The sequence below is a fragment of the uncultured Pontibacter sp. genome (assembly GCF_947502515.1).
GTDB lineage: Bacteria > Bacteroidota > Bacteroidia > Cytophagales > Hymenobacteraceae > Pontibacter.
Map to the genome: position 1 here is coordinate 221485 of NZ_CANNAI010000004.1, position 20391 is coordinate 241875.

Here is a 20391-nt window from a genome sequence, read left to right on the forward strand (position 1 = left end):
CAACCCTTTTAGATGGAAGTTCGTGATGGGAGCGCAAATTCTGGAACAGTGAGCAAGACAGAAAGCAAAGTGTTGGACGTGCTGCTTCGTCAGTGTCTGAAACAGGAACGCGGAGCGCAGAGAGAGCTGTATCGGCTCACCCTGTAACAGAGGGATGACTCATTTCTGCCCGGTTTTAATTCTGTTTTAACTATTTTTTTTTAATTTTAAAGAATTAAGAAGCAGCGGTTTCAGCATTTAGAAAATCCGCTAATCAGAAAAAGGCTTTTCTATATGATTGAAATCCAAGACAACCTCCTGAAAGACTTGGAAGCCGTAAGGCAAATCCCCATTGTCCCAAACATGCTTGAAACGGTCTGTCAGCTTACAGGAATGGGCTTTTCGGCAATTGCACGTGTAACAGAGGATAGATGGCTGGCCTGCAGCGTGCGTGATCAGGTGCATTTCGGACTAAAGGAGGGTGAGGAACTTGAGATTGCCACCACCCTGTGCAATGAAATCAGGGATCATCGCCAACCCATCGTTATTGACAATGTAGCAGAAGATCCCATTTACAAGGAGCATCATACTCCCAAGACCTATGGCCTCCAAAGTTACATTTCGGTTCCTATCATCCTGAAAGACGGTACTTTTTTCGGGACACTTTGCGCTATAGACGCAAAGCCTGCCAAAGTGAACAACCCTAAGGTGGTAAATACTTTTAAGATGTTTGCCGACCTGCTGGCCTTCCACTTGCAGAGCCGTAGCGTGCTGGAGCGCAGCTACGTTGTTAACCTGGAACTGCAGCGTAAAAATAGTATGCTGCGGGATGCCAACTTTGACCTGGATAGCTTTGTGTTCACCGCCTCACATGACCTTAAGTCACCGGTGGCCAACATCGAAGGCCTGATCTCTATCCTCTCAGACGCTGTAGAGAAGGATGAAATGGACCGGGAGGAGATCAAACAGATCACTGCCATGATGAAAGCCTCCCTTAAACGATTCTCTACCACGATCAGGGATCTGACCACCATTGTAGAGCTTGACAAAACAGGTGCAGACGAACAGGCAGCGGCTCTTGATCTCTATGATATCATGGAATCCGTGAAGCAGGATCTGCAAAGCCTCATCGTCGAGTCTGATGCAAAGATTGAGGTTATCGCTACGGATAGTCGATTAACGGGCTTTTCATTAAAGAATTTTAAGAGCATCCTCAGCAACCTTGTCAGTAATGCCATCAAGTACCGCTCACCTGACAGAACGCCAAAGGTAATTGTGAAACTCGAAAAGTCTGATGGCAAATCCTATTTGTCGGTGCAGGACAATGGACTAGGTATACCAGCCAAAAAACAACACAATGTCTTTACAATGTTCAAGCGCTTGCATGACCATGTGGAGGGCAGCGGCATAGGTCTGTACATTGTAAAAAGAATGGTGGATAGGGTGCAGGGAGAGATAAAGGTTGAAAGTGAATTAGACAAAGGCACGACTTTCACAATCGTTTTTTAAGGGGCAAACTCCTTTTGTTTTGGAATGAATAGGGAATGGTCGCCTCGTGCCTTGGCAATGAAAGTTTCAGCAACCTTTGCGCAGGTTTTCAGCATAGGCGTTTGGCAGCTCTGACTCCTCCACTGCTCTTGCGGCTTTCTCGTAGTCGTAGGCAAAGCGAATAAACTCTACTTCTATACTGTCCTTGTTCAGCACCGAGCTGTGCTCGTCTATGGTCAGCATCACATAGCCTCCCCGGTTATCAGCGTCTTTGGGTTTTCCCACCGAGCCAATGTTGATAGCGTGTCGGAAATGGCTCTGGTCTCCCTCACCTGAGTTAAGAATGCGGTGGTAGGGCTTATGGGTATGGCCGAAGCACATGATATCGGCATCAGCATCCTTCATGATGCGCAGCAGGCTTTTTTCGTCTCGGTCCTCAAACAGGTATTCGTTGATCTTGCGGGGACTACCATGGACCAGCAGTAGGTTCAGTTTATCGTTGTTCAGTTGAAACTCTACTTTGATGTGCGCAGGCAAAGTGCGGAGATAGCGCCGTTGCTCAGGCCTGATGATCTTGTTAGTGAAGGAGATGGAGACTGCGCCATTGGCTTTTTCCTCCTCTGTTTTGTAGGCGCAGCCGCAGTCGTCGCTCTCTCTGCCAATGCCAAAATCATAATTGCCGGCTATAGTGGGGATGTTTCGACGGCGTATCTCATCGATCACCTCGTTTGGCCAGATGTTATACCCTACCAGGTCACCGAGGCAGTAGATGAAGTCGGGTTTGCGGGTCTCTACATCTGCAAAAAAGGCCTCTAAGGCAGGCAGGTTGGCGTGTATGTCACTGAAGAGCGCTATTTTAGTCATCGTGTCGTATACGTAGAAGTTATATTCATTGCAATATTACGATTAATATGAAGCTGTAGCAAGATCTGAACATTACCTTTTTGTAAAGCGCCTAGCTTCGCTCGACTACAATGTACCTGGCTGAGAACCCGTTCTGTTTGTAGAGCAGCTGCAGGGCGGTAATAAGGGAGGCTATACCTGTGGATTTGTTTTGCTGACCACCAAGCGGGCGGAGGTAGTTCTGAAAGCCGCTCCCTGGTAGGCGCATCACGATACGCCGGGCGTCTGACTCCTGTACTTCGGTGAGAGCCTTGGCAAGCACTACCTGGCGCATGTAGGGGAGAGCCGACTTCATGCTGCGGTAATCAGAGAAGGCGTAGAGGCGGCAGTAGGAGCTAAGCTTGACTGAGTTCACGCCTCAAAAATAGGGGATAAATCTTTACCAGCACATCATATCAACCAGGTTGATCTTATTAGTGTAGGGCTCAAGTGCCCGCTTCGTGGCAAGCCCTCTGATCAATCCGATGATATTGGTTTCGGGGTTGCTCCATACTTCAGCAAAGAACTCGCCCATGTCATAGAGCTGTATACGATAGCCCCGGCGACCCCGCTCAGCCAGCAAGGTCCCATGCGCCCATATCATCTCCAATCTGCCAGCCAGTGTGTGGGTGTTAAAAAAACTGAGACTCATACTGTGCTAAAAGTATTCGGGTGAAAAAGCAGTTTTAATCGTTGCTGGGCTCGTCAGGGTTGTCATAATCCCAATAAACTTCGATAGTAGCAGGCTTATCCAGGTAAGCAGGTATAGGCGTGTAGATGATCAATTCCCATCCAATTTTCTGCATGTCCTCCCGATGCAAACGCCTTGCCTGCCACATCAACCGCTCGTGTATTTCCTGTCCTACAGGGCGCCGACTCCCTATATACGGGCTCCCTTCTTCGAATTTAAATGTGGTAGTATGCATAAACTACAATTTTTACAGCTATACCTTATACTACGTAAGTTGTTATGATTTGAAGCTGGGTTTTTGAAAATTTATCTGAGGGTATGTGGAATGCTATTTAGCTGGATCAGTCGCCAGGTCTTCCGGATGCCATCACACTCAAGGCATTCCCAAGTCCTTTTGATAACTTTCTGGAGGTACAGGTTACTTCGAATGAAGAACAGGGGAGCGTCATTGTCCTCTACAATGCACAGGGGCGGATTATCCGGTCGCAGGCAAACACTTTGAAAAGAGGAATTAACACCATCTCACTGACGGAGCTTGATCTGGCGAGCGGCATTTACTTTCTGAAAGTCACAACGGCTGATCAGCAGCAGGTGCTGAAACTTGTAAGTGAATAATTGCTATGAACCTGCCTGTGTGGCAAAATAAAGGTCTAATTGCCTTCAGTCTTTTCAACCTTCTCAAACAGCATAAAATGCTGAATCGGCAGGAAATCTTCCTGACGCTGCAAACGGAATCCATTTGCTTCCAGCTCTTTTTTGATCTGCTCGGCTGTCATCTTGTGCAGTGCCCTGATGCGTACATCCGGGTCTTCGGCTTTGTACTCCAGCAACAGCAGTTTACCGTCAGGCTTCAGAGCACGATGGATGGCCTGTAGTATCTCTTTTGGGTAGGAAAGTTCATGGTACACGTCTACCATCAGGGCAATGTCAATGCTACCATCCCGCAGATTCACTTGTTGGCTGTCGCCCTTTACCACCACCACGTTATCTGCTCCTTCATTACTTCGGCGCGATGTCAGAGATTTAATGAACCGGTCCTGCACCTCAACCGCGTATACCTTGCCATCAGGTACTTTGGGCGCTATCTGGAAGGTATAGAAACCAGTGCCAGCCCCAATATCAGCCACCACAGTATTGGGCTCCAGGTTCATGTTTTCGATGGTGCGTGGTGAGTTCTCTTCTTCCTGACGTGTGTCGCGGTCGAGCCAGTTGCCCCCAGTGGCGGTCATGATAGCAGCGATTTCCCGGCCCATGTATACTTTTCCTGTACCTCCTGACGACGGCCTTTTATAGGTATAGCCATCGGTTTGCGTGCTGGTGTCAGGTTGCTGGGCCTGGCAGGCGTGGCAGCTACTCAGGCACAGGGCGATCAGGAAGGTAAATAGAACCGTGGAGCCTGGAAATCCTGGGTGTTTTATCATACCGTATACTTTTCTAGTCGCTGGGTCAGGTCGTCTATCAACTGTTCCGTCCACTTCTCAGCCACAAGTTCGTAATCACCCACCTCCCAGTTTTGCAAGTAGTCTTTTTCGAGCCACACATTGTCCTGGTTCGGGCCAATGGTATAGAAGTTCCGGTCCAGTTTAAACAACAGGTCTTTGGTCAGATCAAAATTGTCGGCGCCCACCCGCTGAAATCCTTCCAGCCGCAGTCGCAGCCCCATCTGGTTCACGTTTCCCTTGTCCAAGCTGATCTCAGTCTTGGCATCAGAGCCTGGTTCGCGCGTCCAGGTGTCAACTAATTTCTCTAATTTGAAGTCATGAAAAAGCGGAATAACATCCGCCAGGTGCTGGTGAATGTGCTGCGCCAGTTCGGGCAGAACAGTGTCATAAAGCTTACGTAAAGCCTGCTTGTCTTTGATTGGGGATCCTTGCATGGTAAAGGGGTATTCAGTCCTTCTTATACGAGCAGGCTGCAGTTTTTGCCACCCCGTGAGAAGGATACTTTACAAACGTATGCAGATGGCATAACAGGTATAGCGGTGAGGCCAAATAATTGCTGAGTGGGTCATGTGGGCAATTTTTTGTATCTTGGGCTGAAATTTTCTCATTCATATAAAACTCTATGAAAGACCAAATCATATTAGCCGGTAAGGCATCCGGTGTCGCGGTCCTGTTAGCGTTGGCAAGCTGTACTTCGTCGCAGACGCCTCAGACTCAGGATACGCAGGTGACAACCCAACCGCAACAGGCCGTTGAAACCAACCCATTGCTGCAGGAGTGGACAGGTCCATACGGTGGCGTGCCTGCCTTCGATAAGATGAACCTGGCCGACCTGAAGCCAGCTATGGAAAAGGCCATGGCGATGAACCTGGCCGAGATTGAAAAGATTGCTAACAACACACAGCCTGCCACCTTCGAGAACACGATCGAAGAGATGGAGCGTGCCGGCAAGGAGCTGAACCGCGTGTTCACCTACTACGGTATCTGGAGCAGCAACGTATCTACTCCTGAGTTCCGTAGTGTGCAGCAGGAGATGGCGCCGAAGATATCTGAGTTCAACTCGAAGATCTCACAGAACGAGAAGCTGTTCCAGCGCATCAAGGTGGTGTACGACAATGCCCAGAAAAATCCGCTGCCAGCAGATCAGCAGCGTGTCGTGGAATTGGTGTATAAAGGCTTTGAGATGGAAGGCGCTAACCTGAGCCCTGAGAAGAAGAAGCGTTATGCCGATATCAACAAGGAGCTTTCGACACTTTACACCAAATTCTCTAACAACATCCTGGCGGACGAGGAGAAGTATGTGGTATACTTCACCAAAGACCAGCTGAGCGGATTGCCGGAGTCGTTTGTGAAGGCTGCTGCCAAAGCTGCCGCTGATCGTGGTAAGTCGGGTGAGTACGCCGTGACCAACACCCGCTCTTCCATGGACCAGTTCCTGACTTACTCTGACGAGCGTGCGCTGCGTGAGAAGGTATGGAAGAACTACTACTCACGTGCCGACAACAACGACGAAAACGACAACAAGCAGAACATCGTGGACATCCTGAAACTGCGTCGCGAGCGAGTGCAGCTGATGGGTTACGACAACTATGCTCAGTGGAGATTGCAGGACCGCATGGCTAAGACGCCTGAGGCCGCGATGGACCTGATGATGGCGGTATGGCCATCGGCCATTGCCCGTGCTAAGGAAGAAGTGGCTGACATGCAGCAGCTGGCAAACAAAACCAGCAAAACCAAGATCACCATTGAACCTTGGGACTACCGCTACTACGCTGAAAAAGTACGTCAGCAGAAGTACGACCTGAACTCAGATGAGGTGAAGCAATACTTAGAGCTGGGTAACCTAACACAGGCGATCTTCTTTACAGCGGGTGAGCTGTTCAACTTCAACTTCACGCCAGTGAAAGAGGGTTCTGTGCCTGTATTCCACGAAGACGTGAAGGTATGGGAAGTAACCGACAAAACGACTGGTGACCACATCGGTCTGTGGTACCTCGATCCATTTGCGCGTCAGGGCAAGCGCTCCGGTGCCTGGGCTACGACGTACCGTGCCCACACAACATTTGATGGCAAGAAGACAGTACTTTCTTCTAACAACTCCAACTTCGTGAAGCCTGCTCCGGGTGAGCCAGTGCTGGTATCATGGGATGATGCCGAGACGTTCTTCCACGAGTTTGGCCACGCATTGCACTTCCTGGCCTCTAACGTGAAGTACCCGACGCTGAACAGCGGCGTGCGTGACTACACTGAGTTCCAGTCGCAGTTGCTGGAGCGCTGGTTGTCTACTGACAAAGTGATCAACCAGTTCCTGAAGCACTATAAAACAGGTGAGCCGATGCCGAAAGAGCTGGTGGCTAAGATCGAGAAAGCCTCTACCTTCAACCAGGGCTTCGGTACCACTGAGTTCCTGGCATCAGCCCTGATGGACATGCACTTCCACCTGGCTGATCCGAACAACCTGGACCCAGACAAGTTTGAGAAAGAAACCCTGTCTAAGTTAGGTATGCCGAAAGAGATCGTGATGCGTCACCGCTCACCACACTTCGGGCACGTATTCTCTGGCGAAGGTTATGCTACCGGTTACTACGGATACCTGTGGGCCGACGTGCTAACGTCTGATGCCGCTGAAGCATTTGCAGAAGCACCAGGCGGGTTCTATGACGCTGAGGTTGCCGCCAGACTGGTGAAGTATCTGTTTGCTCCACGCAACTCCATGGACCCGGCAGACGCTTACCGTCAGTTCCGTGGCCGCGACGCCAAGATCGATGCACTGATGCGCGACCGTGGCTTCCCGGTACCGGGCCAGCAAGGCAAGAAATAATTTAGCCGGTAAGGCCTACCTACGCCTTATCAGACGGCATATAAACGGCCGGGGTCATTGCATAGCAGTGGCCTCGGCCGTTTTGTTTTACAGAGGTATAGCTCGCCCTATGCTTCCCGGGCAACCTTTAATTACCTGCACCGTCATAATTGTATTGTACGTTAACTGACCGCTGATCCTATTGAGAAAAAAGCTACAATACTGCTTACTTCTGTTGCTGCCATTACTGCTTATTTTCAGCAAGGTGAGTCTGGCACAGGCGCCTGAAGAGAAACCTGAGGACAAACCCATGCTCAAATTGGGAGGGGCACTGCGTTTTAACTACAATCTCTCTACCTGGAAGAAAGATCAGCTGGAGCGGGGCGGTGACTTTGGCTTCGATCTCTTTCGCATCAATGCAGAAGCCGCTTACAAAGGCATTAAACTTAATGCCGAGTTTCGCCATTACTCACAAGCCTTTGGTGGCGCTTTCTTAAAGCAAGGCTGGTTCCAGTACGATTTCGACGAAGGCTCCCAGCTGCAGGTTGGGCTTAATCAGGTTCCTTTCGGCATCCAGCAATACAACTCCAATAACTGGTTTTTCAACATGACCTATTACGTCGGTTTTGAGGACGACCACGACATGGGCGTGAAATACATACGCGACACTGGATTATGGAAGTGGCAGGCGGCTTATTATAAGAGTGCCGAAGAGTTTGTGTTTGGGTTGGCTGAACCTAGCCCCAACCGCTACTCTTATGACGTGACGGGCCGCAATAAAGAGAACAACCAGCTTGACTTCAAACTGTTGCGCCGGCTCGGCGACAGCCTGTCACACGAAATAGGCTATTCCCTGCAGGGCGGACTGCTTTACAACATCGATACAGAGCGTAACGGTACACGCTATGCAGGTGCGGTGCATTACGAATACAAATCATCCTACAGCCCCTGGAACATCAAACTACAAGCCATGCTTTACCGCTTTCAGCCAGCCTACGCAGATGGTGCCGACCTCGATTTTGTGGAGATGGGGGCCTATGGCGCCAACTACAATGTGGCGAACCGGGGAGAGATCTACACGGCAGGTATAGCCTATCATATACCGGTTGAAACCAAGCTTCTGCAAGGTATAGACCTATACAATAATTATGGGTACTACAATAAGCGGGAAAGCGACTATGAAAACGCACACATGAACGTGTTGGGTGCGCTGTTTACTGCAGGACCCATGTACATTTACACCGATGCGGCATTTGGCTACAACCATCCCTGGCTGGGGCCGGAGTGGACAAATGCCTTCACCACCGGAACCCCAGGTGATACAAAGTGGCATATGCGCTTCAATATCAACATGGGGTATTACTTCTGAGACTTAAACCGAACAGTATGAGTAAAGTTAAGAGCCATATTAAGAAATCATTTGGACTGGAGGTAAATGGCCCTGTTTTCTGGTCATCTATCGTGATCCTGATCATCATTATTGCGCTTGTACTTATTTTCAGGAAAGGGGCAGAGACCTTTTTCGCCGCTGCGCAGACGGCGGTAACGGCTAATGCAGGCTGGCTCTTTATATTGAGTGTCAACTTGTTTGTGGCTTTCTGCTTTTTTATCGCCTTCGGGAGGTTTGGGAGCATCAGGTTAGGCGGCAAAGATGCCAAGCCGGAGTTTTCAACCTCTGCCTGGTTTGCGATGCTTTTCAGTGCAGGTATGGGCATAGGGCTTCTGTTCTGGAGTATAGCCGAGCCGATCAACCACTTTCAAACGCCTCCGATGGGCGAGCCAGGTACACCGGCAGCTGCGAGACAAGCCATGAACTTTACGTTTCTGCACTGGGGTCTCCATGCCTGGGCGATCTATGCGCTGGTTGCCCTGGCGCTGGCTTTCTTTACGTATAACCGGCAGCTGCCGCTTACGGTGCGGTCGGCCTTCTATCCCTTTTTGGGCGAACGTATCCACGGCATCATTGGCCACGTGATCGACATCCTGGCAGTAATCGCGACTTTGTTTGGTCTGGCTACTTCGCTAGGATTAGGAGTAAAGCAGGTGGCGGCCGGTCTCAACCATGTGTTTCCGGTCATCACAAACGATATCACGACCCAGATCATCCTGATCGCAGTCATCACAGGTATAGCCACTGTCTCGGTGGTAACGGGTGTGGACAAAGGCGTGCGGATTCTCAGTGAGTGGAACATCCGCATTGCGCTCCTGATTTTGGTAGCTGTGCTTGCGCTAGGTCCTACGGTTTTTATTCTGAGCTCCTATGTGCAGAACACGGGCTATTACCTGGGCAATTTCCTGCAGCTCTCATTCTGGAACGAAGCCTTCTCAACAAATAACTGGCAGGGCTCCTGGACCGTGTTTTACTGGGCCTGGTGGATTTCCTGGGCGCCATTTGTCGGCATATTCATTGCGCGGGTTTCAAAGGGGCGCACCATTAAAGAGTTTGTGCTCGGCGTGCTCATAGCCCCATCGCTGCTTTCCTTTCTGTGGATGACCGCTTTCGGGAGTACCGCGCTGCGCGATATACTGTCTGGGAACACCGCTATAGCGGATGCCGTAGCAGCTGACATCTCTACAGCCCTCTTCGTGTTCTTTGAGCAGCTTCCTTTTTCAACTGCACTCTCCGTGATCGGCATTCTGCTCATTGCGGGCTTTTTCGTTACCTCCTCTGACTCCGGTTCATTGGTGGTCGTGAGTCTTACTTCAGGAGGTATTCCTAACCCTCCGGTGGGTACGCGCATCTTCTGGGCGCTCTCAGGAGGGGCTATTGCGGCGGTGCTGTTGCTGGGAGGCGGCTTGCAAGCCCTGCAGACTGCCGTTATTATAACAGGGCTGCCTTTCGCTATTATTCTGTTGCTGATGTGCTATAGTCTGTACCGGGGGTTAAGCGAAGAACTGGAGGAAGAGTTGAAACTGGGACAGGCGAGTGAGCGGAAGGCTTATCAGCAATTGGTGGCCGAAATGCTGGCCAAGAGGGCTCAGAAACAACATGCGCCTAAAACAGCAGGGGGGGAGAGTAATCAAAATAAACCATTAGAATAGAGAAGCGCTATGATTGCAATTAATGCCATGATGGTCTGCCTGGACCTTAGTGATATAGATGAAAAGTTGGTCGCTTTTACACGCGCGATCTGTGAGCGGCTGCCTGTTGACAAGGTATACTTCGTGCACAATATCAAAACCTCCGAGCTAAGCGAAGACTTCAGAGAGTGGTTTGGCGAGGTGGACCTGGCAAGTGAGATCGAGGGGAACATATCCGATATCGTAGCTGAGCATTTTGCCAATGCCGCCCCACATGAAATCCTGGTCAGCGAAGAGCCCAACACAGAGGTTATTCTGGCCGATCTGGTCAAACGCTATAAAGTGAAGCTGACGCTGTTGGGAAAGAAGTCGAAAGGGAAAAGTACGAATGCATTAGGCACCAAACTGTTGCGTATCCTGCCGTGCAGTATACTGGTGTTCCCGGAGACTGGTGCGTTCAACATTGAAAAGGTGCTGATTCCCATCGATTTCTCCAATACCTCAGTGCACGCATTAAGGCTCAGCAAGAATCTGTCAGACCAGTTAGGCTTGCAGCTCGAGATCATGCATGTGTACCGCCTGCCAAGTCAGTTCTTTCCTCTGATCTCGGAAGAAAAAGCTGTGAAAAAGGCAGAGGAAGTGGTCAAGGAGAAGTTCAATGTCCTGCAGAAGCAGCATCCGGAGATAGTCGGTATACCTTATACCCTGGTGCGAGCGGCTAATAAGAGTGTAGCTGAGCGCATTAGCCTTCATCTCGAAAAAGGGAGACATGGCATGCTGGTGCTGGGCCTGAAAGGCAATAACCCGATTCCGTCCCTAAGTCTTGGGAGTGTGCCCACCGAGATCTATAACTCAGATATTAACGTGCCGCTGTGGCTGGTTTACTCTGAGGAGGTGATAAAATAAATTCAATGCGGGATTGCCTGAATAGGGCTGTGACAGCTTTTTTAAAAATAATTTCAGCAATTAGGATCTGTTTCGTAACCTTTCGATAACATGGGCGTAATTTCTGAGATTAATAAGCACCAATGGCATTAACAGGGCAGGATATGTTATCCGGTTTACATTGTGTGCTTCCAGATTACCGATTGCCAATTATGGATGAATTCTCTCTATTTACCAGCAAGCTGCAAACTTGCGATCTGATTGTACTGACAGAAGCGGACGAAACCCGAACATATTGTCGTTTTTATGCGAATGGCCTTTATCAGGACAGAATGTTTATATCAGATGTCTCTGTAAAGGAAAACCTGACACTACTCAGCAGTGAGGAAGATGTGATCGATTGGAATGGCGTACAAAACCTTCGTAAAAAATACTGTGAAGCGCTGCATTCAAGCGAAGGTATAAAGCCGGAAAGTTCAAGAGAGCCGGTCTAGCGATCGGACATCCAGGCTTTTTTATTGCTCTCAGAAAAACAGCCCCCAAAGCGTGTTTCCTGGATAGTTGTAGCTTATAAAAAAGCAAAGGCTCCTTTGTGGGGAGCCCTGCCTCTTCAAAGGATTGCCACATAGGCAACCTTCAACTTTTAGCCGCTGCAAATATAGAGATAATTATACCTATATCCGGTGCTATTGGTGAAAAAAAATAATATTTTTGAACTTTCCTGTTGTAATGTTATTTAATCTGACTTGCGTGATGCTTAAAGATTGAGATTGAATCAGTAAAGAGCAAGGAAATATAACAAAAAGAGGGAGCCTTGGCTCCCTCTTTTTGTTTCTCATGCAGAGATTATAATAGACGCTTCTTATTTGTCGTTTTGATAGCCAACCAGCTTGATCATCTTGTTGTAGTTACCCAACAGTAAGAAGGAAGGAGCCCACTGACCTACGAACAAAGCTTCTTCGTCTTTCTTCATAATTTTCAGTGTCGCTGAAACGGCCATAGAGCCCAATGCTGCCCATAGGAATACATCTGATGGGATACGAGAAGTATAGTCTTCGATGGCTGCAGCCACTGGTCCTTCTTTATGCTGTGGATTAGTTCTGTCAGCTTTGTTTTTCAAATCCTGTGCGTCTCTTTTAAGATCTTGTGTGTCCATAGTTCTTATTTTGTTTAGATGGTACAATACCATACAGAACGAAATAGAACCATGATTGTTTGCAAAAATTGAAAAATATGGGGTATACGCAGCCAGGGAGGGCCATCAGACACTATATTATTGCAACAATATATGTAAATTGGCAGCCTGAAACAGAGGAAGGCCACAGGTTGCCCTTTTCCCGAGATCGAACCCAATAGATAGCCTATATTTTGGAGCTTTCCGCACTTCTTGAACCGCTGGCCGGCACGCCCCAAACCTATCTGGCATTGGCAGTGCTCCTGCTGCCGCTGCTTGCCTTTGCGGTGCTATACCTGGCGGGCAGTAAGCTGCCCCGTCAGGGCGACTGGTTGGGGATCGGTGCCACTGGACTAGCCTTTGCATTTTCGATCTACCTCTATACCCAAACCTGGAACACAGAAGTTTACCATAGCCGGACCACCTGGTTTAGTCTGCCGAGTAGTTTTATAGCAGACTTCACAGCAGGTATACTACTCGACAACCTGACGGTGCTAATGCTGGTCATCGTTACCTTCATCTCCATGCTGGTGCAGCTCTTTTCGGTGGGTTACATGCACGGCGACAAGGGGTATAGCCGCTACTTCGCCTACCTGGGCCTCTTTACTTTTAGCATGTTGGGAATTGTGCTGGTCGACAACCTGTTGCTACTCTTTATGTTCTGGGAGCTGGTCGGGCTGTCCTCTTACCTGCTCATCGGCTTCTGGTACGAACGGCCTGCTGCCATTGCCGCCAACAAAAAAGCATTTTTAGTTAACAGAGTTGGTGACATCGGCTTGCTGCTTGGTTTGTTTGCCTTCTATACCTATTTCCGAACCTTTGACCTGGAAGCCTTGCGCACCATGGTGGGAGCAGGGGAGTGGCTGAACGGCACCTTTGTGACAGGCTATACCTTGCAGGGAATGGCCTGGTCTGTTGAGCTGAGCCCTTTGTTTCTGACGCTGGCCGGGCTTGGCCTGTTTATGGGCTGCGTGGGTAAGTCGGCCCAGTTTCCGCTGCAGGTATGGCTGCCTGATGCCATGCAGGGCCCGACACCGGTATCCTCGCTGATTCACGCCGCGACCATGGTGGCGGCTGGCGTATACCTGGTGGCACGCTGCTACGCTTTCTTCACTATGGATGCCCTCACGGTCATTGCCATCGTTGGAGCCATCACGGCGCTGCTTGGTGCTGTTGCGGCACTCACGCAATATGATATCAAGGCGGTGCTGGCCTTCTCCACGATCTCACAGTTGGGCTACATGGTGATGGGCATGGGGACCGGAGCGCACGATGCTTCGCTCTTTCACCTGACTACACATGCTTTCTTTAAAGCGGCTCTTTTCCTCAATGCCGGTATCATCATCCATGCCATGCACCGCGGCTTGCATCATACGCACCAGCCAGTTGCTGTCGATCCGCAGGATATCCGCAACATGGGTGGCCTGCGCAAGGCCATGCCGCTCACCTTCTATACCTACCTGCTAGCTGCTGCAGCACTGGTCGGGTTGCCGCTGTTTTCCGGCTTCCTTTCGAAAGATGCCATCCTTTCGGGCAGTTGGGCATGGGCACAGACGATGAGCCAAACCAACGGGAACAGCCTATACTTTATAGTGCCTATAATTGGCTTTACGGTAGTGCTACTGACTGCCTACTACATGGGACGGCATCTATGGTTCATGTTCTTCGGTTCTTTTCGGCTGCCATTCGATGTGCAGGCGCTTCGCTTATCGGCAGGTCAGGAGATAGAGCGGGTAATGCTTATACCTGTGCTGCTGTTGGCAGTGCTCTCGCTGGGTTTTTTCTTTTCGCTCAATCCGCTTTCCTTTGCCGGAAGCTGGGTGATGCAGGGCATTGGCCTGCAGCAGTTGTCTCAGGAAGGTGCTTTGCTGGCCAACAGTTTGGTGGAAGCCGTGACGGTGCAGGATGCCGCCAACGGTACGGCTCACCTCGTGATCGGACTGCTCTCCGCTTTGCTAGGTATAGCAGGTATAGCCTTGGCTATTGGCAGGTATAAAGGCAAAAGCAGTGAGACACTCAGGTTTGAGCAGCCACAAGGAGCTTTGGCACGTCTCTCTTATCATCACTTTTACCTGGATGCGGTGTACGGCAGGGTACTGGTGCAGCCGGTGCTGTGGATGGCCCGCATGCTCTATCGCTTCGATAAACGGGTAATTGACTATACCTTGGAGTATGCCAGCAAGTGGCTGGTGGTGTTCTCCAAGATCGTGAAGTGGTTTGACAAGTGGGTCGTGGATGGCAGTGTGTGGCTGATCGGGGCAATGGCAAAGGTGCTGGGCCGCTTCGGGCGCGGACTCCAGAACGGCAAGGTGCAGTCATACTACGCTTACTCCCTTTTTGGATTTATTCTGATAATACTATACATCATGCTGAATTGATGTTAATTTCGCAATCTGGATTTACCGGATGATCGGATCAGCAGGGCGAAAGATATACCTGCGGCCTTCATGCGAAGTACTGCTTCCGGTTTGTAAAGTAAATTACGCAAGTCTGTACCCGTGCTCAGGACGAGCTGAGGCTGAAAACAAATTTATACCTGGCCTGGCACCAGGAGAAACATACCAGTGCAGACATGGACTCGCGTAGTCATATGTCTTGATACGTGATACTTGTGTCGTAACATATTGATGAATTATACTCTTTCCAGCCTTATTTTTCTTCCCCTGCTGGCAGCGCTTGTGGTGTTGCTCCTGCCGACGCGCATGCAGCAAGGTATAAAAGCTGTAACGCTGGGTGGCACTGTACTGCAGCTGGCCGTAGCCGTGTGGCTATACCTGAGCTTCGACGGCGCTTCGGTGGCAAACGGACAGATAGGCTACCAGTTTGTGGAGAAGCTCAACTGGATCGGGTTTTCGCTAGGCAATCTGGGGCGTTTCCAGATCGAGTATTTTGTGGGAGTGGACGGTGTGAGTATCGGTATGGTGCTGCTCACCGGTATTGTCGGGGTGATCGGGGTGATCTCGTCCTGGAACATTGCCAAAAACGTGAAGGGCTATTTCCTGCTATACCTGCTGCTCATGACCAGCGTGATGGGCTGTTTCCTCGCCCTGGACTTCTTCCTCTTCTACCTCTTCTTTGAGTTCATGCTCCTGCCGATGTACTTCCTCATTGGCATCTGGGGTGGTCCAAAACGGGAGTATGCCGCACTCAAGTTTTTCATTTATACCCTGATCGGTTCGCTTTTCATTCTGATCGTGATGATCGGGCTATACACTTCGGTGATCGATCCGGAGGCGACGGCGCAGCAGATGGGCTTGGTGGGGGAGAACGTACCCGCAAGTCTGGACCTGATCCGTCAGGTACAGCAGATGCTGCAGCAGGGTACGATCGCTCAGGCGGATTTGGTGCGCACCTTCAGCATCCCGGCCATGATGGAGCCGGCTAACTTTATACCGGGTAGTCTGCTGCATATTTTCTCTGGGGTTTCGCTCTTTGATCTCCCGATTCGATTTGTGGCTTTCCTGCTGGTGCTGGCGGGCTTCCTGATCAAGGTGCCTTCAGTGCCGGTACATACCTGGCTACCCGATGCGCACGTGGAGGCGCCTACGCCGATCTCGGTACTGCTGGCTGCTATCCTGCTGAAAGTGGGCGGTTATGGTCTGATTCGTATCGTATACCCTGTTTTCCCGGATGCAGGTGCGTACTTCTCGACCTTTGTCGGCGGACTGGGTGTGCTCTCCATTATCTATGGCGCCCTCTGTGCGCTGGCCATGAACGACCTCAAAAAGCTGATCGCTTACTCCTCTGTGTCGCACATGGGTTTTGTGCTGCTGGGGCTGGCCTCGTTGACGAATGAAGGCGTGAACGGCGCGATTTACATGATGTTCAGCCATGGCCTTATTTCAGCAATGCTTTTCCTGGTGGTGGGCGTGATCTACGACCGCGCGCACGACCGCATGATCTTGAATTTCCGGGGGCTTGCTAAGCGGATGCCGGCTTATACGGCCTTTGTCGTCATCGCATTTTTTGCCTCACTTGGTCTGCCGGGCTTCTCGGGTTTTATCGCCGAGTTGCTGGTGCTGCTGGGTAGTTTCAGTGCACCGGAGGCAACGGGCATGCTACCGCGCTGGATGGCAGTGGTAGCCGTGATCGGTCTGCTGCTATCGGCGGCCTATTACCTGTGGGCGCTGCAGCGCATGTTCTTCGGCAAGTACTGGATCTTCCCGGAACTGCGCGAAAAGGCCATTATTTCAGACCTGACCAAACGCGAATACCTGATGCTGGTGCCTTTGGCTATACTGGCGCTGCTCTTCGGCATTTTCCCGCACCTGCTGCTCGACAAAACAGGTATGTCGGTGACCGGCTTCACGGAGCTGGTGCTGCGAAACGGACAGGAACAGCTGAACATTTTGCAAGCGATTTTACACAGATAAAAGATGCGCCTGGCGGGATGTCCCTTCAGGCGCCTTGACTTAATACCTTATACCTACACGTGGAAGAACAGGCAGCATACCTCACCCAGGCCATCGACAGCATATTAGCTGGAGCAGGCTCACTGCTGCCCGAACTGCTGCTGGCCATTTTCTTCCTGCTGCTGGTTACGCTCGACCTGTTCAAATCCAAAACGATTAAACGACTGCTGCCTTGGGTGGCACTCACCGGCTTGTTCTCGGTGCTGGTGCTGCTAGTACTGGATCGTAATCTGGCGGAGGTGCAGTTTCTGAATCTGCTGCGCTCCGATGGTATTGCCCGCTACGCAGGTATACTCTTCAGTTTGACAGGCATCTTCACGATCCTGCTCTCGCTGCAAAACCCGAAAATAGAAAAGCGCAAACAGGGCGAGGGTCGTGGCGAGTACTATGCCCTGATCCTGATGCTGGTGTTGGGTCTCAACCTGATGGCAAAGTCCGTAAACCTATTGATGGTTTTCCTGGCGATCGAGGTCGTTTCTATTGCTTCCTACATTCTTACCCTTACGCTCAAAGAAGAGAAAAGAGCCGTAGAGGCGGGTCTGAAGTATGTGCTTTACGGTACGCTGTCAGCCGGGGTGATGCTTTATGGCATGTCCTTTTTCTACGGACTCACCGGTTCGTTGGACTATACCTTGGTTTCGTTTTGGCGCAGTTTACTCGATGCCAGTCCGCTGATGGTGACGGTGGCGGCGATACTGGTGTTTGCGGGTTTCCTATTCAAAATATCAGCTGCTCCTTTCCACTTCTGGACGCCGGATGTCTACCAGGGCGCTCCCATGCCGATAGTAGCACTCTTTTCCACCGGTCCTAAGATGGCGGGCATTATCGTGATCTTGCGCTTTGTGGCCGCCTTTGCAGACCCGAATATTGCCAGTGCCTTCTCTGATGTGCAGCTGTTTTTAGGTATAGCCGCTCTCGCAACGCTGGCGGTCGGTAACTTCACGGCACTTTGGCAGCGCACGCCACGTCGACTGATGGCTTTTTCGTCGGTGTCGCATGCTGGTTTTCTGCTGATGGCACTGCTGGCTTTTGGCAGCGACTATACCGTGAGCGTGCTGTTTTATATGACCGTGTTGGTGTTTATGAACTTCGGCATGTTTCTGTTTCTGCAGATGGCCGAGGAAAACTGGCAGGTGCGCACGCTGGAGGATTTTCAGGGGATGGGAGCCCGTATTCCGTTTGCCGGCGTTCTGGCGCTGCTATACCTGCTGTCGCTCACGGGACTTCCGCCATTGGCCGGATTCATGGGCAAGCTGCTTGTTTTTAGCAATGTTTGGGAAGCTTATACCGCCACCGGGCAGCCCATGCTGCTGGTACTGCTCGTAGCGGGCATCCTGCTCACAGGGGTGGCTTTGTTCTACTATATCAAAATACCATATTACCTTTTCCTGAAAAGGAATCATACTGACGAAAATTTAGTTATTTCACTGTCAAATAAGCTGCTGCTGGTTTTATTTGCTTTGCCGCTACTGGTCTTCTTCTTTAAGCCGGACCTGTTGCTGCACTGGATAGAGAAACTACTGGCCTAGATACTTTTACAACCCTATGAGCGATTCAATTAAGCACGAATGCGGTATAGCCCTGATCAGGCTCCGAAAACCAATCGAATATTACGTTGAAAAGTATGGCACTCCCATGTACGGTGTCAACAAGCTATACCTGCTGATGCAAAAGCAGCACAACCGCGGACAGGACGGGGCAGGGGTAGCCAGCATTAAGATAGATGCCGGTCCCGGCATGGAGTATATCAGCCGTTTCCGCTCTGTAAAGACCCGTGCCATCGACAGTATTTTCGGGAAGATCGGCAAGGAGTTCAAGAAGCTGAAAGAAGATAAGCCTGAGAAAGCGCTTGATACAAATTGGGTATGGGAAAACCTGCCTTTTCTCGGTGATGTATACCTGGGCCACTTGCGCTACGGTACGCACGGCATCAACAGCGTGGACAACTGCCACCCGATGGTGCGCGAAAACAACTGGCGCAGCCGAAGCCTGGCCGTGGCCGGTAACTTCAACATGACCAATGTGGACGAGCAGTTCCACAAACTGATCGAACTGGGCCAGCATCCGAAGCAAAAGTCTGACACCATCACGGTGCTCGAAAAGATCGGCCACTTCCTGGATGAGGAAAACCAGATGCTGTTCGAGTCTTACAAAGACGAATATTCCAATAAGGAGATCACTTCCCTGATCGAAGATAACCTGAGCCTGCAGCGTGTACTCAAGCGTGCCTGCAAGGACTTTGACGGCGGCTATGCTATGGCAGGCCTTACGGGCTATGGCGCTTCTTTTGTGGTACGCGACCCGAACGGTATCCGCCCGGCTTACTATTATATGGATGACGAGGTGATCGTGGTGGCTTCTGAAAAGCCAGCCATCAAGACCGCTTTTGATATAGAGTACAGTGAGATCCGGGAGATCACGCCGGGTCACGCCCTGATCGTAGACAAGGCCGGTAACGCGGACCTGAAAGAGATCCTGCCACAGCTCGAGAAAAAATCCTGCAGTTTTGAGCGCATCTACTTCTCTCGTGGCAACGACCCTGAGATCTATGAAGAGCGCAAGAACATGGGTCGCCGTCTGTGTCCGCAGATTCTGGAAGCAATTGACTACGACCTGAAAAACACGGTGTTCTCTTACATCCCGAACACAGCTGAAACCTCTTGGCTGGGGATGATGAAAGGAATAGAGGATCACCTGCGCGCCTACCGCAAGCAAGCTATCCTGAACCAGGAGCTTAGTGAAGAGCAGCTCGACGAGATTCTGCAGTTTAAACCGCGTGCCGAAAAGCTTGTGATCAAAGACGTGAAGCTGCGTACCTTCATCACGGACAACGACAGCCGCGACGATCTGGTAACGCACGTGTACGACACGACTTATGAGGTGGTTAAGAAGGGCATCGACACACTGGTAGTGCTCGACGACTCCATTGTACGCGGCACGACGCTGGAGAAAAGTATCATCAAGATGCTGGACAAACTGGAGCCGAAGAAGATCATTATTGTGTCCTGCGCACCGCAGATCCGCTACCCGGACTGCTACGGTATTGATATGTCGCGTGTGAAGGAGTTCGTTGCTTTCCGTGCCATGCTGGCTCTCCTGAAAGACAGAGACATGTACTACAAAGTAGACGAGGTATACGACAAGATACAGGCCGTGCAGGGTACGCCAGCTATTATGGAGACCAACTATGTGCAAGAACTTTTCGACCTGTTCACACATGATGAACTCTCGGCAAAAGTATCGGAGATCGTAAAAGCGCCAGAGGTGAACGCCGAAGTACAGGTGATCTATCAACGCATCGAAGACCTGCACCTGGCCTGCCCGAACCACAAAGGTGACTGGTACTTTACTGGCAACTACCCGACTCCGGGAGGAACCCGTGTCGTAAACCGCGCCTTCATGAACTTTGTGGAGAATAAGGCTGTACGCGCTTACTAACCACTACTATATTTTGTATCAAAAGCCTGTTCTGCAAAGGACAGGCTTTTTTTATGTCTGTTGATTCATGAGGTATCAAAAAGGCCGCCTGATCATTGTGTTCTGAACAATTCTGCAGTTAGCTCCTTTTAACCAAAGCGAGGCCTGGTCGTTAACTTAAAACAAGCCAAACGCTATTA

General features: G+C 50.5%; 17 protein-coding genes. 11 read left to right on the forward strand and 6 right to left on the reverse strand.

What is annotated here, in order from left to right:
• The first annotated feature begins 273 nt into the window (after positions 1-273).
• Positions 274-1488, forward strand: coding sequence for a GAF domain-containing sensor histidine kinase (locus Q1A54_RS12125; RefSeq protein WP_299988385.1), 1215 nt, complete (start codon positions 274-276; stop codon positions 1486-1488).
• A gap of 66 nt (positions 1489-1554) precedes the next feature.
• Here the strand turns inward: Q1A54_RS12125 and Q1A54_RS12130 are convergent, their stop codons facing one another.
• The 3 genes from Q1A54_RS12130 to Q1A54_RS12140 all read right to left on the reverse strand — a co-directional run bounded on the left by Q1A54_RS12130 (position 1555) and on the right by Q1A54_RS12140 (position 3001).
• A complete protein-coding gene (locus Q1A54_RS12130; RefSeq protein ID WP_299988388.1) occupies positions 1555-2331 on the reverse strand; it encodes a metallophosphoesterase family protein in 777 nt (258 codons plus the stop codon).
• Positions 2332-2422: 91 nt separating this feature from the next.
• Positions 2423-2725 carry a hypothetical protein gene (locus Q1A54_RS12135; protein WP_299988390.1) on the reverse strand — a complete coding sequence of 101 codons (303 nt, stop codon included), beginning with the start codon at positions 2723-2725 and terminating at the stop codon, positions 2423-2425.
• A gap of 24 nt (positions 2726-2749) precedes the next feature.
• Positions 2750-3001: a hypothetical protein gene (locus Q1A54_RS12140; protein WP_299988393.1), complete on the reverse strand. Its 252-nt coding sequence runs from the start codon at positions 2999-3001 to the stop codon at positions 2750-2752.
• A 405-nt stretch (positions 3002-3406) separates the two neighbouring features.
• Here Q1A54_RS12140 and Q1A54_RS12145 point away from each other — a divergent pair, with 405 nt between their 5' ends.
• A complete protein-coding gene (locus Q1A54_RS12145; RefSeq protein WP_299988998.1) occupies positions 3407-3655 on the forward strand; it encodes a T9SS type A sorting domain-containing protein in 249 nt (82 codons plus the stop codon).
• Between the two features lie 35 nt (positions 3656-3690).
• Here the strand turns inward: Q1A54_RS12145 and Q1A54_RS12150 are convergent, their stop codons facing one another.
• The gene (locus Q1A54_RS12150; RefSeq protein ID WP_196115310.1) at positions 3691-4461 is read right to left on the reverse strand and encodes a class I SAM-dependent methyltransferase; all 771 of its coding nucleotides are present in this window, start codon (positions 4459-4461) and stop codon (positions 3691-3693) included.
• Positions 4458-4916 (reverse strand): hypothetical protein, encoded by a 459-nt coding sequence (locus Q1A54_RS12155; RefSeq protein ID WP_196115312.1) that lies wholly within the window; start codon positions 4914-4916, stop codon positions 4458-4460. Before Q1A54_RS12155 ends, Q1A54_RS12150 begins: the two co-directional genes overlap by 4 nt.
• 188 nt (positions 4917-5104) lie before the next feature.
• Here Q1A54_RS12155 and Q1A54_RS12160 point away from each other — a divergent pair, with 188 nt between their 5' ends.
• From Q1A54_RS12160 to Q1A54_RS12180, 5 genes are all read left to right on the forward strand, one after another.
• The gene (locus Q1A54_RS12160) at positions 5105-7303 is read left to right on the forward strand and encodes a M3 family metallopeptidase (RefSeq protein ID WP_299988398.1); all 2199 of its coding nucleotides are present in this window, start codon (positions 5105-5107) and stop codon (positions 7301-7303) included.
• 214 nt (positions 7304-7517) lie between these two features.
• Positions 7518-8651, forward strand: coding sequence for a hypothetical protein (locus Q1A54_RS12165; RefSeq protein WP_299988401.1), 1134 nt, complete (start codon positions 7518-7520; stop codon positions 8649-8651).
• A gap of 17 nt (positions 8652-8668) precedes the next feature.
• Positions 8669-10324 (forward strand): BCCT family transporter, encoded by a 1656-nt coding sequence (locus tag Q1A54_RS12170; RefSeq protein WP_299988404.1) that lies wholly within the window; start codon positions 8669-8671, stop codon positions 10322-10324.
• A gap of 9 nt (positions 10325-10333) precedes the next feature.
• Positions 10334-11209, forward strand: coding sequence for a universal stress protein (locus Q1A54_RS12175; RefSeq protein WP_299988406.1), 876 nt, complete (start codon positions 10334-10336; stop codon positions 11207-11209).
• Positions 11210-11331: 122 nt separating this feature from the next.
• The gene (locus tag Q1A54_RS12180) at positions 11332-11682 is read left to right on the forward strand and encodes a hypothetical protein (protein ID WP_299988409.1); all 351 of its coding nucleotides are present in this window, start codon (positions 11332-11334) and stop codon (positions 11680-11682) included.
• 368 nt (positions 11683-12050) lie between these two features.
• On the opposite strand, the gene Q1A54_RS12185 is transcribed toward Q1A54_RS12180, so the two are convergent.
• Positions 12051-12344, reverse strand: coding sequence for a hypothetical protein (locus Q1A54_RS12185; RefSeq protein WP_007655342.1), 294 nt, complete (start codon positions 12342-12344; stop codon positions 12051-12053).
• 212 nt (positions 12345-12556) lie between these two features.
• Here Q1A54_RS12185 and nuoL point away from each other — a divergent pair, with 212 nt between their 5' ends.
• The 4 genes from nuoL (at position 12557) to Q1A54_RS12205 (ending at position 20212) form a co-directional block, all read left to right on the forward strand.
• Positions 12557-14740: an NADH-quinone oxidoreductase subunit L gene (gene nuoL / locus Q1A54_RS12190; RefSeq protein WP_299988413.1), complete on the forward strand. Its 2184-nt coding sequence runs from the start codon at positions 12557-12559 to the stop codon at positions 14738-14740.
• A 249-nt stretch (positions 14741-14989) separates the two neighbouring features.
• Positions 14990-16735 carry an NADH-quinone oxidoreductase subunit M gene (locus tag Q1A54_RS12195; protein WP_299988415.1) on the forward strand — a complete coding sequence of 582 codons (1746 nt, stop codon included), beginning with the start codon at positions 14990-14992 and terminating at the stop codon, positions 16733-16735.
• Between the two features lie 59 nt (positions 16736-16794).
• Positions 16795-18303 carry an NADH-quinone oxidoreductase subunit N gene (locus Q1A54_RS12200; RefSeq protein ID WP_299988417.1) on the forward strand — a complete coding sequence of 503 codons (1509 nt, stop codon included), beginning with the start codon at positions 16795-16797 and terminating at the stop codon, positions 18301-18303.
• A gap of 16 nt (positions 18304-18319) precedes the next feature.
• On the forward strand, positions 18320-20212 hold the full coding sequence (locus Q1A54_RS12205; RefSeq protein ID WP_299988421.1) for an amidophosphoribosyltransferase: 1893 nt from the start codon (positions 18320-18322) through the stop codon (positions 20210-20212).
• Positions 20213-20391 lie beyond the last annotated feature (179 nt).